We start from the raw sequence: 14,607 nt of genomic DNA on the forward strand, positions 1-14,607 counted from the left end.
TTAATCACGCCGCTTTTTTGACACGCCAATACTTTAATCTTTCTGACCTTCTCGCTACGATCAGCTTTTTTTGGCTATTTCCCTCTTCTCACAATACCCCACCGACTCCTTCTCATCCGATTCATCACGCTATCACTCACTAATCCCAATACCGCCAGAGGGCAGGGCACTCATTGCATTTCGAAAATTTCATCGCTCAACCACACAATATCTCCGTATCTGGAAGCACGCAGCCGTGAGATAAAAATAAATCATCCTCCCAAACATTTACATTGAGTATCGCCCTCGCGCTCCACGTGAAGCGCGATCTCCCCCCCCTACCACTCAATCGAATACCACCCAACCAGATCGCTTAGCCAATCAACCGCATGATTCAATCGCACACTGCATATGCCTATACGCTTTCATACTGCCTTTGGCCATATCGCCCGATAATCCTCTTGTTACCAGTATTGATTGGCTAACTTCACAGAAACCCCGATAAACACAGCCTTAATTGAGCACCACGAGCCTATTGAAAAACCCGAGATTACATCCAAATACATTCAGGATCTCCCTATTCCTTGCCGATACAAGCGTTAGATCCGTCATATTTGTACCCCACCCAGTGATGGCCAACCATCACGACGATTCTGGTGGTCAAACCAAATATCTTCGCCCATACGACGTATGTAGCCATGGCAAAGCCAAAGCAATCCAATCCCAACCATTCAGAACGTGACACGAAGTCAGCTCGTGGCCAAGCCATTTCACAACAGCCACAACCACCTGTCCCGCAGCCAGATCAGATCGAAGAACTCCTAAACCATTTACAGGACATGGAATCGCGTATCTCTGAGTTGCAGCAAGGGTTATCGCATTCACACCGACTCACAACGCTTGGCACAATCACGTCGATTATTGCTCATGAATTTAATAATCTGCTGACGCCGATCATGTCATACTCTCAGCTGGCGATAAAGAATCCTGAGGATTTAACGCTATCGCAGAAGGCGAATGTGAAATCGTACGAGGCAGCATCGCGGGCAGCACATATCGTGCGATCGATGCTGAATTTCGCGAGACAGGAAGACAGTGCAAATCATATCTCCTGTTTTAACAGTGTGTTAGATGAGACGCTAGCATGTTTAGCCAGGCAGCCCGAGAAGGATAATATCCAGTTCAAGCGGCCAAAGGCGGATCGTGATGTGCAGATTTTGATCAATCCGACACATCTGCATCAGGTTTTGATGAACCTTATCCTCAATGCTCGCAAGGTTTTACTGGCGACTGGCGGGATGATTCAGGTGAATACGCAGGTGATTGGGTCGGATGTGATTATTGAGATTGCGGATACGGGGCCGGGGATTCCGGAAGAGATTATGGGGTCGTTGTTTGATCCATTTGTGACACGATCAACTTCAACTGAGCAGAGCGATTCATGTGAAACCTCAGGGGTTGAATCAGATAGCTGTGATGTCGGATCGTGTGCGCGTGAGAGTGCTAAGCTTGAGAGCGCGGATGAGTTAAAGCGATATGGGCCTGTTGAATCAGGACAAAAAACGGGCGCACAGCATGATGAAGGGCAGGGGGGTGAGGTTGGAAAAGATTGCGCGAAGCATCAGCGAGGAACGGGGTTAGGTTTATATATTTGCAAGCAGTTGATCGAGCAGGCTGGTGGGAAAATTGCGGTGACTTCTGAGCCGGGACATGGCGCGACATTCACGATTCGACTCCCTCAAGCGATTGACTTGATCTAAGAGATTGCTGATCGCAACACCTTTCTTTTCTTAATGGTTTTTAACTTATTGATGCGTATAGACTGAAATGTGCCTGTGTGCGCATCGCGTTTTTGCGCACAATCATTTCACGAAACGCGCATCAAAATGCCTGCTTATGGCGGGTTTTTATGTTTTATGTTCTTGCCAATACGTCAGTTACGCTATTAAAAACCTGAACAACGAAAAGAGCCTGAAATCATCAAAGAAAACGAATAAATCAAAAAGTTTGATCTGTTTTGTGAGAGAAATCTCAAAAAACTGGGCCACTTTTCAGGTTATGAAAATTTTGTGCGCGCTATTCTAATCATCGATTAGACAGCTGGTAATAACTACGTTCATATTTGGTAGACATGCGTGATCCTCATACAGAACATATAGCCCACCTTGCATGGTTATTCATGTGTTGAGCAGCAAGTCGATTGCGTAAGACAAAGGTACTTCACTGATTCTTGACTGCTGCTGTTCCCAGGCAAGACTTATGGGTATTTATGCAAACCGCTCAAGGAAAGTGAGAGTGAGCACGGAAATAGAAATGGGAGCAAGCATAAGAACATGCGAGTGAAGTCATGTGAGACGCAATTTTGAGCAAAAGTGAAAACGTCAATGTGCTGTGAAATGGGAACGTGGGTTAGAACACAAACAGAACATGAGTGTGTTGTGAAATGAGAATGTGGGTGAAACCGAAACGCGTATGCGAGGCAAATTGAGAGTTAGACAGAGGCGGCGAATGAGATCGCAGCTATGAGAACGCAAATGCTGATATGTCGAACTTACTGCGAAAGTGTGCGCGATCACGGTTAGTGCAGATGGGAAAGCTGAAGGAGCAGAGGAAAGGTATTGGAATTCAGAGGGAGAAGGAGAGAGAGAATAGAGAGGGGGGGGGAATAAGGGGGGGAGATTAATGCCCTCCCCTGCTACGGTTTGGCGCCGACAAATCGCTTGGTTCTGTGTAACACACCGTTATCCCGATTCGAAAGTCAGTGCAATACGTATCTATGGGGTCATTGATCGGGTCGATCATGATTAATACTGTTTTCGCGGCTGAAAGCAGATAAGGCTGTTTATCCCATGACTAATCAATCCAGCGTTATTGTGGTGTTATCGTTTTTAGTCGTTTCGCTGCTTGTGATCACGATCGATGCGGTCAGCGAGAAGGCGGGCGGCGACATGGTGCGTGATGGATCAATCACAACTGTTGAGGTCAAAGGCGAGTTGCCACCGATTGTGGTTGATGAGGATTTTAATTATGCGTATACGAAGTCTTCGCCATTGATACCTAAGCCGCTAACGAAACATTTGCGGAAAATGGATCAAGCGGTTTATGAGGTAGTAAAAGGGAAGGCTTATACAGCGGTGGGGTATGGTTTATGTTCGACGACTATGATTATTGGTGATCGTGGTTTGATCATCATTGATCCGGGTGAGAATAATGAGCAGGCTGAGGCAACGTTGAAGGCGTTTCGCAAGATCTCGGAGAAGCCGATCAGTGCAGTTGTGTATACGCATCGCCATCCGGATCATCCGTTTGGGGTTAAAGGATTAGGTGTGACGGATGAGGATGTGAAATCGGGGAAAGTGAAGATTGTTGCGCAAAAGGATTTCATACCGAACCTGATCAACGATGCTTCGGTGGTCGGGGCGATATTGACGGTACGGACGGGATATTCAGGTGGTAATGCGCTGCCTAAGGATGCAACGGGGATGATTGGGTCTGGGTTAGGGCCCACATTTTTGGCGGGACATTTATCGCTGATTGAGCCGAACGTGCTGGTTGATGAGGAGGAGGATATCACGATTGATGGCGTGCCGATTCATTTTATGCATGCGTATGGTGATGCGGAAGATGAATTGGCGATGTGGTTCCCATCGATGAAATTGCTACATGGGGCGGAAACGATCCAGGGGACAACGTTTCCCAATATTTATTCGATACGCGGGACGAAGTATCGTGATCCGGTGAAGTGGTATAACGGGATTAAGAAGCTGTTGAAGTATGCGCCCGAGGCGGAGTATTACACGGCATCGCATATGCGGCCTTGGATTGGGAATGCGTACATTGTTGAGCGTTTGACGAATTATCACGATGCGATTCAGTATGTGCATGATCAGACTGTTCGTTATATGAACAAGGGCTATATTCCGGATGAGATTGTGGAGGTGGTGAAGCTGCCCGATCATCTTGCGAATGATCCGTGGCTCGCGGAGTTTTATGGCACGGTGAATCATTCAGCCCGGAATATTTACAACGGGTATTTAGGATTTTTTGAAGGTGATCCGAAGGTGTTTGCGAGCCCGGGTTTTGTTGCGTTGGCGGAGTTATATGTAGATGCGATGGGCGGCCGAGCGAAGATTTTGGCTGATGCGAAAAAGGCGATCGCGGACAAGCAATATGGCTGGGCGATGGAAATTCTGACGTATCCGATCCGTATTGATCATGGTGATATGGACGCGCGGAAGCTGAAGGCGGAGGCGATGCGTCAATGGGCGTATGAGCAGGAAAATACGAATTGGCGAACGCATGCTTTGTCTGGTGCGATGGAATTGGAGGGGAAGATGGATACGAAGCAGTTTTGGCAGTTTGCTTCGCCGGACATTATCAAGGTGCTGCCTGCGTCTTCGACGATCAACACGCTGCGCGTGCGGTTGATGGCTGAGAAAACGCAAAACAAAGATATCACGATGGGTTTTGATTTCACAGATACCGGCGAGCAGTGCGGTCTGCAGATACGCCGCGGTGTGGCGGTGTTCCACCCGGACATGCCAAGTGAGGTTGATGTGAAATTAGTGTCGACAAAGGATGTTCTGGATAGCATTGTGCTGAAGCAGATGACGATGAAGGACGCGATTGATGAGCATAAGATCAAAGTGGAGGGTTCAAGGGAGCTGATGGAGGAATTTTTCAGTTATTTTGAACCGCCATCGACCGACAACATCAATATTGTTGTCAGATGATTTTATATCGCGATTGATGATGAATATTGTAAAGCGTGAGTGAGCGGGAAGTTGGAGATTGTGGAGGCAAGGATTAGCGTATGAAATAGGTGAGCCTAACATACGAGTGAAATTGGTGATTATTTCGTTGGTATGGTGGATGTGGTTGGTGTGCTTGCGGAGGTTGATGTTTTTGAGGCTGATGTTTTATCCGTTGATGTGGCCTGCTTGAGCGACTTGCCTTTGAGTTTTTTCATATTGTATTCGAGTTGCTCATTGATGGTGACCTTGCCATCGCCGTTTTTGTCGGCAGGATTTTTCTTCTTGTTCTTTTTCTTCTGAGCTTCAGTTAAATTATTGCTTTTGGAAGGAATCTCGACAGAGATGCGATTGCCGGCTTTTTCAGCTTTTGAAGCAGACTTAGTTTCGCTTTTTGAAGTGGTTTCTTTCGCAGAATCTTGAGCATTTGGCTTGTTGTACGGGCCGGATTCGGTCGACTGCTGGGATTGGGTGTATTGATCATTGTCCTTCCAGCGACTATCGGTAGATTTTTCGTCGGTTGCTTGGGCGGACGAACCGTTTTCGTTAACGGGAGCCTGCTGCTTGATCGTTTTGTTCTCGAGATGGGTGTGAATATTGGCTGCTGCTGAGCCAAGTCCTGCACCGGTTACATTAGCCATGAGATAACCTTTCATTAAATGATTAATGAATGTGAATAAATGGCCCATGGAAAGGCCGACATGGCGTGGTGCGGTGGTTGGAGCCCTCGTGACTCTAAGGACAAGCCTTAGTGCCAATACCACCTATATCGTGATTTTGGGTTTGAAAACTTGATGCGAAGTTGGCGGGGGCGCGGTAATACCATCGTTTTCTGGCGGCAATGGCTTTGATTATCGACACTTCGAAATGATCGTGATCATGCTGCATGAGCAAGCGAGTTCGTGTGATGATTGAAAATGACTGAACGTTTCAATAGGGGGGCAGGGGGGGGGACGAGATTGACTTGGTTTGAGGCGTGCGGGAAGATTACAATTCTTGCGTGGCTCTTTTGCTTGATTTATACTTGTGTAATCAAGTATTATTCAACGATAGACGATGTAGGATATATGACAATGGCGAAAGATTCTGTGAGTGCGATGATTGTGATTCAGAATGCACTGCTCGCTTCGGCGATGTCGAAGCGGGTGGGGAATCATCTTTGTGTGCATGGTTTGAGCGTGTCGGATTATTTGGTGATGCATTATCTGAATGGTTCGCCGCATGGCGCGGTACCTCGGATTGAATTGGCGGAGCATTTGGGGATGAGCGCGTCAGGTGTGACGCGGATGATTGCGCCGATGGAGCGAAACAACATCATTGAAAAAGAGGCAAACCCGCGAGACGCGCGGCAGAGCCTGGTGCGGCTGTCGGAAACAGGAAGGCAGCTCTTTAAAGATGCGCACAAGAGTTTCGAATATATCGCTGAGGAAATGGTCAAGCATTTGAGTGAAAATCAGCGCATGCGGTTAATCGAGTTGATGTCGCGGATGATGTAGATTGAATGAATGGGGCGAGAAGTAGGTCAAGCGTATTGTCGAGCATTATGGATGTAGAGATAGAAAAGAATAAAGGAGATCGCGATGTCTGAGGTTTATACCATGCCGACACAGGATTCGGGTGCGGCATTATTTAAGCGCGGGATTGAGGGTGAGCTGGTGATGCTAAATATGTTGCGATTTCGTGAGGTGGCTGATTATTCGCAGACACCTAAACTTGACCCGGGTAAGGAGATTCCGGGGCGTGAGGCGTTTGAACTATATATAGAGCAAGCGCGGCCATTGGTTGAAGCGTGCGGCGGCGAGATTCTGTTTATTGGTGAGGGCGGTTCGTTCTTTATTGGGCCGGAAGATGAGCATTGGGAATTGATTATGCTGATTAAGCAACGGTCGCTGACGGATTTTATGTCGTTTGCGACGAATGAAGCTTATCAAACGGTGTTGGGTCATCGGATTGCGGCGGTGGCGGATTCGAGGTTGCTGCCGATGGAGCCACGGAAATAAAAAAAAACACGGCTGCCAATCGAGAAGATGGCAGCCGCGCTATGGTTACGTTGAATTTATATCGTGCGAGATACACGCGTCTTGGTTTATTTACGCCGAGCCAATAAAGCGCCTAAGCCAAGAAGCAGCAGAGAAGCTGAAGCTGGTTCGGGGACGACGTTGCCGAGGAGATCTTGGGTAGCGAGCGCTTCGTCACTGATGCGGACATCGTCGAGATAGCCGTTGAAGCCGTCGGCTCCACCGTTGAAGAAACCGCGGCCGAGAACCCATGTTGCGACGCTGTTTGCGAGTGCGCCGCCGGCGTGTGTGTGGATGAGTGTGTATGTGGAATCGTCAGCTGATTTGAGGAAAATCTTGTTTGTTGAGCCATCACCAACGAGTGCGAGGCTGTACCATTGGTCGAGTTCGATGTCATCGCCAACACCGAAGTGAGTGTTGCCGGTTTGATTGGGATCGGTGATGTGAAAATTGTTATTGGAATCGTATGAATAGAAGTGAATTTTCTTATCCATACCGATGCCGAGCCAGAATGTACCGAGTGGTCCATCCCCACTGTCGCCGGGATCACGGTCATGGCTGATGAGTGCTTGGAAGCCGGTGTTTTCTGTTTGTTAGAAAGAGACTTCAAAGGTGTAGCTGGATGCGCCGTTCATTGTTGAGCGGATGTTGCCGGTATTGACTTCATAGAGGTCGCGGAGGCCGCCGCCGGAGGCGTTCCATGAGAAGTTGTTTGCTTGTCCGGTTTGCGGGGTGACGTTGTATCCGACATCACTTGAGAATGAGCCGTTTTGTGCAAACTGAAATAAGGCGTTGTTATTGCCAGAGAGGTCGGCGATGTATTCGGTGCCGCCTGGTCCTGGTGCAGAGGAAGATTCGAGAATTTTACCATCAGTAGGAGCGATGACAGAACCGTCTGAAAGCAGTGTTGCGCTTTCGAAATCCCAATGCGCAACAGTCGCAGCAAATGCAGAACCGGTTAAAAGTGTCGTTGCGCCGATTGCGGCGAGACCTGTAAAAGAACGCTTGATCATTTCCATTACCTCCATAAGTGAATCTTGATGTTTCGAGAGTTCGTCAGAAAGTCGAATTGCTGATACTAAAATGTAACTTGAAAAATAATGATTGCTATGGCCAAAAAACATGACATGATGTCAATAATACAACATGCGACCGAACCTGCATCACGTCATAATCCTTTTAATACAAATGTTTTATTTTATATAACCCTACAAACATGCTGCCATGGTTGTGGGGTTTAAGATATGAACATAAAAACCTATGACCAAAACGCTTGGGTTATTAAGTACTCAATACGGACTTGAAGTCGTTAGGGTAATGCGCAGTTACGAGCGGGAATAGGTTATAAGTGATGGCTATGGAGAGGGGACACATGAAGTTAATCTTCACCGAGGAACTAGCGGATTATTCACATGAGATGTTCGTTTGATGTGATATATATGTTTTAAGAAAAGCGATAAATTGGCGCGTGAAATTTCCATCAAAGGATGGATTCCGGAAATGAAGTCTGCTTGTGATGAGGCGTGGTTGCGTACGCTGATCTTTGGTTTGACTGAATCTTTTGTTAGCCGCCGAGGCGATGTTTGGTTGCGGTTTTTAAGTCGGTGATAAAGCGATCGATATCGGATTGTTCGGTGTCCCAGCTAGTCATGAGCCGGTATTGGCGGGGTTCGAGGAAGTCATAGAAAAGCCAACCTTGATCGAAGAGTGCTTGAGCTTCATCGGGCCAAAGTTCGATGAAGACGGCATTGGCTTGCCGGGGCCGAAGGATGGTGATGTTATGATTGGTGAGTTGAGATTCGAGGAGGCCGGCCATGTGATTGGCGTGGTGAGCGGCGCGGAGAGCGGCCTTGTTTTCGAGCAGGCCGAGCCATTGAGCGGCAAGATAACGGGATTTGGATATGAGATGACCGGCTTGTTTGCGAAGGTACTCGGGTTTTAGTGGGTTGTGGTTAAGGTAGTTATGTCGTCCAAAGTCGAGAAAGACGGCGGCTTCTGTGGCGAGAGCGCCAGCTTTGGTTCCGCCTAGGGAGATGGCGTCGGGTTGAAGAATTTTGATGAGGGCAGGGGGCTCGATTTCGAGTGCAGCGATGGCGTTGAAAAAACGAGCACCATCAAGATGAACGAGCAAGCTGTGCGCGTCGGCTAACTGACGGATGGTTTCGAGCTCGGGGATGGAGTAGAGGGTGCCAAGTTCAGTGGGGAGTGTGATGGAAATGATTTTAGATTGTGTGGCGTGAATGCCATGCGCGCGTTGAAGATGGGTGTGGGCGTGTTCGAGATTGATTTTGGCATCAGAGCCGGAGGTTGGGAGAAGTTTGATGTGAGCGAGATGCTCTGGGGCGGCGCACTCGTCGGTATATAGGTGAGAGAATTCGTGACAGATCACAGCGTCCCATGGGTCGGAAAGTGTGGCGAGGCAGAGTGTATTGGCGGCGGTGCCGGTGGGGACGAAATGGACTTGATCGGTGGAGTTGGCGGCTCGGCCGAGGAAATTGAGGATGGTTTGCTTGGCAAGCTCGGTGGTCGGGTCATCGGCGTAAGCGGGGGCATGGGCGGTATTGGTTTGTGTGAGATGGCTGATGACCTCCGGGAGGATGGGCGCGTGATTGTCGGAAGCAAACTGGCGACTGGTCATGGCTGGAACTCCTGGGTGCGGATCATTTTAGAGCGTTTTGCGTCAATACTCACTTGTTGACCAGAAGGTCGATTACGATTTAATGAGGCATCGTAAGCTATACTGCGGTTTACTTACTTAGGCAAGACCTGTGAATAATCACGCAAGCAGTTCAATAGGATGCGAGCTGGGTTGATGTGGACTGGATGATAGATGATAGATCGGCAAAATGTGGGTGTTTCTATATAAGCTGGAAATGTTGTAACGTTTTACCGTTTTTGATTTATGCTAACCTGTATTAGGGTAATTTTATACTTATTTTTAGCGCTTAAACGGTTTAATAAAATGTTAAATAGTATATGATCGCATCACGTATCATTTCTTATTTGGTTTGTGATCACAGATCTTCGCGTGATTATAGCTAGCGCAGTTGATGTCATTCAGATTCATTCTATTTCACTCATATGTTGTTCAAACATAAGGAGAGATGATTCAATGGGCACTTTCATCACATCAGGTATCAGGCATAGACAATTCATAGGAACAGCTTTAACCGCTTCGGCGATCCTTGGGCTTGGCGCTTCAGCGATGGGGTACGACGACGCGTCAGCGCCGACGATATTGCAATGGTTCGATGGGTCGTATCACTCGATGGAGACACGAGCGAGCGATATTTTCATGGCGGGGTATGGGAATGTATGGGTGCCGCCGCCGGGACGGGCAGATTCGGGGAACCAGTCGGTTGGATACGATCAATATAATCGATTTGATCTGGGGTCAGCGGGCAACTCGACGTTGTATGGCACGGAAACAGGTTTGAAAACGTTGGCAAGCACGCTGGACAAGATCAATACGAATCTACATCTGGATCTTGTCTGGAATCATGATGGTTTTTCCGATCGCGGAACAAGTGGGTTCCCAGAGTCGGGTGGGTATCCTGGGTTCTGGCTGGGATCTGGGAGTAATGATGGAGATTTTCATAGCCCATACGCAACGGGCGATCTTGATGGTCGGTTGTCAGGCCTGATCGATATTGATCAGACGACTAATCATCAGTTTGTAAGAAATCCTGTCTCGGGCTTTAACAACGTACCAGCTGGGACAACACCGTTTTATGGCAAGCTGGCGAACGTGCCGACGGAAGCGAATCGCCGATTCTATATGGATCAGAGTTTATCATCGATGACGTACTATGAACCGAGAACGGGTCAGACGTTTACCTATCATCGATATAACACTGCGAACACGCTTGCAGGTGATCCGGTGCAAGAAAATGCGCTTGGGTACTTAATGCGCAATACAAGGTGGCTGGTCGAGGAGATCGGCGCTGATGGATTTAGGATTGATGCGGCGAAGCATTTTCCAGGCTGGGTTTTGGATTACTACGATGCTTCGGTTTATCGCGCGAACCCAAGATTATTGCTTGATGGCTCGAGGCAAGACGTGTTCAGTTATGTTGAGGTGTTTGATTCCAATGCGAGCTATCTGCAAACCTTTGTTCGTAAAGACATCAACCCGAGTAATCCGGGCACAGCGGGGGGTAATCGCGATGCGCTGGATTTTGCATGCTTCAATGCGATGAAGACGAATCTTTCTGGTAATGGGTATCAAAACAACTGGTACAACATGGTGTATGCCAGCATGGATTATCAGGATGATAATATATTGAATGGCTCGTCGGGTGTGAAGTTTGTCACGAATCACGATGAGCATGGGGCATATTTGAGTAATGTTGCTCATGCTTATGTGCTGATGCAGCCGGGAAATGCAACGGTCTATTTTAATGCGAAAGAGTTTGGTGATAATCGTGATTTTCCGAAAGACGGACGCGGCGATGCGCTAGGCGGTGTCTGGGGAAGTACGATCACGACTTTAACCAATATTCGCAACACGCATGGGCGTGGTGATTATCGTGAACGATGGATGTCTAAAGAACTGCATGCCTATGAACGATCCGGATCAGCAATCGTTATGCTCAGCAACCGAACAGACGGCGGTTATGATTCGCGCACATTGCGTGTTGATTTTTCGCCCAATACACGTCTGACTGAGTTGACAGGGAATCACAGTAAAGATGGCGCGGTATCCGAAGTCGTGTCGGTGTTCCAAGGCAATGACGGGAACTCGTACGTAGATGTGAAGTTTTTACGCAATAACAACAATGATCAAGGCTACTTAATTTATGGCTTGGCTAAGCCGCGATCATCACTGGGTGTTGAATTAACGAATGTTTCGCAGGTATTAGCTGGCGGAAACACGGACACTTCAAGTTATGCGAATGCAACCAAACGATTGGCAGACTTGCATGTGATCACAGGCAACTCGTTTGACGCTTCGTTGTCAACACAAAAGGCTTTCCTTGCCAACGGTTATCATGATCATGATGCTGATGGTGACCAGGCGATCATTAAGATTGATGGTGGTATTGATCTGAATGGAAACAGTGTTGTCGATAACGTAGCTCCAAACACAACATCTTATGGCTTTGAAAACTTCACAGGCGCAAACAATCCCGGATACTCTGCAACCAATAATAATGGTTACTATATGCAGACCATTGACGCTACAAGTTTGTCTGAAGGTGAACACTATCTAACGATTAGAGCTTACCGTCATAATGCGAATACTAGCGCACCGGAAGTATTTGAAGATTTCAAAAAGGCTATCTATATTGATCGGCTACCTCCCGATTCAGCAGTTGATTCGTTTAACGCGATCACAACAAGTGCGAATCAGAATCGCCGAGCGGTCCTCAAATCGAATGACAAGACTGCGAACAATATGCATCTGCTCGTTGATATTGGCTCGAATTACACTGACGCGGAAATTCTTGCAATGATCAACGGCAGCACCCAAGCAAGCAAAGTTGATCGTGACCAATGGCAAATGGATATCAATAGTGTGATTAGTGGTAACCATGCGTTTACGGTCGTGACGTACGAGATAACAGGGAACTACAATATCCAACGATTCTCGGGCTTGTTGGTTTCGACCTCGATGGGCGCAGGCTTAGGCGATCTTGATGCGGACGGCGATGTTGATACGGACGACGAGAGTTTACTAGATACTCTGCTGGCTGCGAATAACAAACAGTTCAACGCTGCGGCTGACATGAACGGCGATGGCTTGATCGACGCTACAGACGAAAGCTTGTTTGATAGTCTGAACCCTTGATTGCCTTGAAATAAAGTGATGCTTCATCGTCTTCACAATCAATAATGACTCTGCGGACTGGTGTGATCGTGTTCTGTAGCCAGATCGCTAATGTAAGTCATTGAACAACTGAATCTCCCAATGGAACCAGATACCTTGTGATTGCTTGCAGTCACAAGGTTTTTATTTTCTTCGATGAGGAGTTACAGAGATGTTTTGTATACAAAACGTGGCAGAGAAGGGGGAATGGCCGATACATTAAGTGAATGACTCATAATTCAATCTGAAGACGATAGGAGCTTGATGATGCTCAAACAATATATCGCTGGTTTTATGCTGATTGCGGGCATGTTGGTGATGGTGGGTTGCGGGAGCGGCAGGCCGGAGGCGGATCTAGTTTATATCTCGGGAAGTGGCCATAACACAATGGACCCGCAGCGGATGTCGTGGCTGCACGATTTCCGTGTGGCGCGATGTTTGTATGAACCAATGCTGCGGTATGACTTCAAGAATGGCGAGTTTATGGCGGGAGTGGCGAAATCGTGGGAGATGTCAGCCGATGGCCTGAGATATACATTCAATATTCGTGAAGACGCGAAATGGTCAAATGGGGAGCCGGTACGGGCGGAAGATTTTTACTGGGCTTGGATGCGAGTGTGCATGCCTGATCAGGCGGCTGATTATTCGGAATTCTTCTACCCGATCAAAGGGGTGCAAGCATTTTATCAATGGCGACTGGATCAACTGAGCGATTTTGTGAAGCAGTATCCCAAGGGTGATCAAGCTGCTGCCGATGCGATGTATGAACGAACAAAAAAGCAGTTTAAAGAAACGGTTGGAATCACAACGCCAAATGAACAGACCGTAGTGGTTGAGTTAGAGCGACCAACACCATACTTTTTACAGTTGGTGGCCTTTACGACATACACGCCAACACATCATCAATCGGTAATGGCGAATATGCGTGTGAATGCTGAGACGGGTGCGATTACGTTGGATGCAACATACTGGTCGGATCCGAAACGATTAGTGACGAATGGGCCATATGTTTTGGTGAAGCGGCAGTTCAAGCAATATCTATATATGAAGGCAAATGATCAGTATTGGAATCGGGCGGCGATGAAGAACGATTCGGTGCTGGAGCGGATCATTGAGAACCCGGAGACAGCATTGCGGGTGTATGGGGATTCAAGAGAAGGGATTGATTTGTGGCCTGACGTACCTGCAAGCGGCGCGATCGGCGAGCTGCTGATTAACGCATCAAAAGAAGGTAAACGAAATGATGTGCATGTAATCGAATCAGCAGGGACCTATTTCTACAATTTCAGTTGCAGCAATGAACGAACGCAAGCTGGGGCTCCAAATCCATTACGTGATGCGCGGGTCAGAAAGGCAATGGCCATGTCGATTGACCGACAATACATTGTTGATCGTGTGACACGTGTGGGGCAACCGATTGCCAGAACGTTTGTACCGCCGAATACGATCGTGGGCTATACCCCACCGGTAGAGGATGGGATTACATTTGATCCGGAGCCGGCAAAATCGCTGCTGGATGAAGCTGGGTATCCAGGTGGTGACGGATTTCCAACGCTAACATTGCTATTTAACACAGGGAATATGCATGAATTTCCGGCACAGGCAATCGTGAAAATGTGGGAGACTCACCTTGGTATCAATGTGAATCTGCAGGGTGTTGAAACAAAGGTGTTTGGCGATCGACTTAAGAAGCATGACTTCGATATTTCCAGGGCAGGGTGGTACGGCGATTACCCTGATCCAACCACATTTCTAAACAAAATGGCGGCGCATTCGAATAATAATGATGCCGACTGGCAAGATCAGCAGTACAACGCATTGCTGGAGAAGGCCGCAAATGAACTTGATCCGCCAAAGCGAATGAAGATTCTGGAAGAGGCAGAAGGACTGATGCTCGAATCCGCCCCAATGGCGCTTATCTATCAATATAACCATTTACGGTTATACAATGCGGAACGTGTTAAGGGATTGGCCGAGCAAGATAATGCGTGGAATAAGTTCTATATGGAATTCATCAGCGTCGAAAAATAATACTGACGTGTTTTGATAT

Annotated in this window: 10 protein-coding genes; 6 read left to right on the forward strand and 4 right to left on the reverse strand. The window is 47.7% G+C overall.

Annotation, left to right across the window (positions count from 1 at the left end; translation table 11 throughout):
• Positions 1-677 precede the first annotated feature (677 nt).
• Both KS4_RS18075 and KS4_RS16990 read left to right on the forward strand, forming a co-directional pair.
• On the forward strand, positions 678-1,739 hold the full coding sequence (locus tag KS4_RS18075; RefSeq protein WP_145081052.1) for a sensor histidine kinase: 1,062 nt from the start codon (positions 678-680) through the stop codon (positions 1,737-1,739).
• A gap of 1,089 nt (positions 1,740-2,828) precedes the next feature.
• Positions 2,829-4,712, forward strand: coding sequence for an alkyl/aryl-sulfatase (locus tag KS4_RS16990; protein WP_145081055.1), 1,884 nt, complete (start codon positions 2,829-2,831; stop codon positions 4,710-4,712).
• 119 nt (positions 4,713-4,831) lie between these two features.
• On the opposite strand, the gene KS4_RS16995 is transcribed toward KS4_RS16990, so the two are convergent.
• Positions 4,832-5,371, reverse strand: coding sequence for a hypothetical protein (locus KS4_RS16995; protein ID WP_145081058.1), 540 nt, complete (start codon positions 5,369-5,371; stop codon positions 4,832-4,834).
• 432 nt (positions 5,372-5,803) lie between these two features.
• Here KS4_RS16995 and KS4_RS17000 point away from each other — a divergent pair, with 432 nt between their 5' ends.
• Positions 5,804-6,226, forward strand: a complete 423-nt coding sequence (locus KS4_RS17000; protein WP_200761393.1) for a MarR family winged helix-turn-helix transcriptional regulator — start codon at positions 5,804-5,806, stop codon at positions 6,224-6,226.
• Between the two features lie 84 nt (positions 6,227-6,310).
• The gene (locus KS4_RS17005) at positions 6,311-6,730 is read left to right on the forward strand and encodes a DUF1330 domain-containing protein (RefSeq protein WP_145081064.1); all 420 of its coding nucleotides are present in this window, start codon (positions 6,311-6,313) and stop codon (positions 6,728-6,730) included.
• 86 nt (positions 6,731-6,816) lie between these two features.
• On the opposite strand, the gene KS4_RS17010 is transcribed toward KS4_RS17005, so the two are convergent.
• From KS4_RS17010 to KS4_RS17020, 3 genes are all read right to left on the reverse strand, one after another.
• A complete protein-coding gene (locus KS4_RS17010) occupies positions 6,817-7,242 on the reverse strand; it encodes a LamG-like jellyroll fold domain-containing protein (RefSeq protein WP_145081067.1) in 426 nt (141 codons plus the stop codon).
• Positions 7,243-7,341: 99 nt separating this feature from the next.
• On the reverse strand, positions 7,342-7,761 hold the full coding sequence (locus tag KS4_RS17015) for a hypothetical protein (protein ID WP_145081070.1): 420 nt from the start codon (positions 7,759-7,761) through the stop codon (positions 7,342-7,344).
• A gap of 551 nt (positions 7,762-8,312) precedes the next feature.
• Positions 8,313-9,386 (reverse strand): threonine aldolase family protein, encoded by a 1,074-nt coding sequence (locus tag KS4_RS17020; protein ID WP_145081073.1) that lies wholly within the window; start codon positions 9,384-9,386, stop codon positions 8,313-8,315.
• Between the two features lie 474 nt (positions 9,387-9,860).
• On the opposite strand from KS4_RS17020, the gene KS4_RS17025 reads away from it, so the two are divergent.
• Entirely contained in the window at positions 9,861-12,539 is a 2,679-nt protein-coding gene (locus KS4_RS17025) for an alpha-amylase family protein (RefSeq protein ID WP_145081076.1), read from the forward strand.
• A gap of 285 nt (positions 12,540-12,824) precedes the next feature.
• A complete protein-coding gene (locus KS4_RS17030; RefSeq protein ID WP_200761394.1) occupies positions 12,825-14,588 on the forward strand; it encodes a peptide ABC transporter substrate-binding protein in 1,764 nt (587 codons plus the stop codon).
• The last annotated feature ends 19 nt before the right edge of the window (positions 14,589-14,607 follow it).

Source organism: Poriferisphaera corsica (assembly GCF_007747445.1).
Taxonomy (GTDB): domain Bacteria; phylum Planctomycetota; class Phycisphaerae; order Phycisphaerales; family Phycisphaeraceae; genus Poriferisphaera; species Poriferisphaera corsica.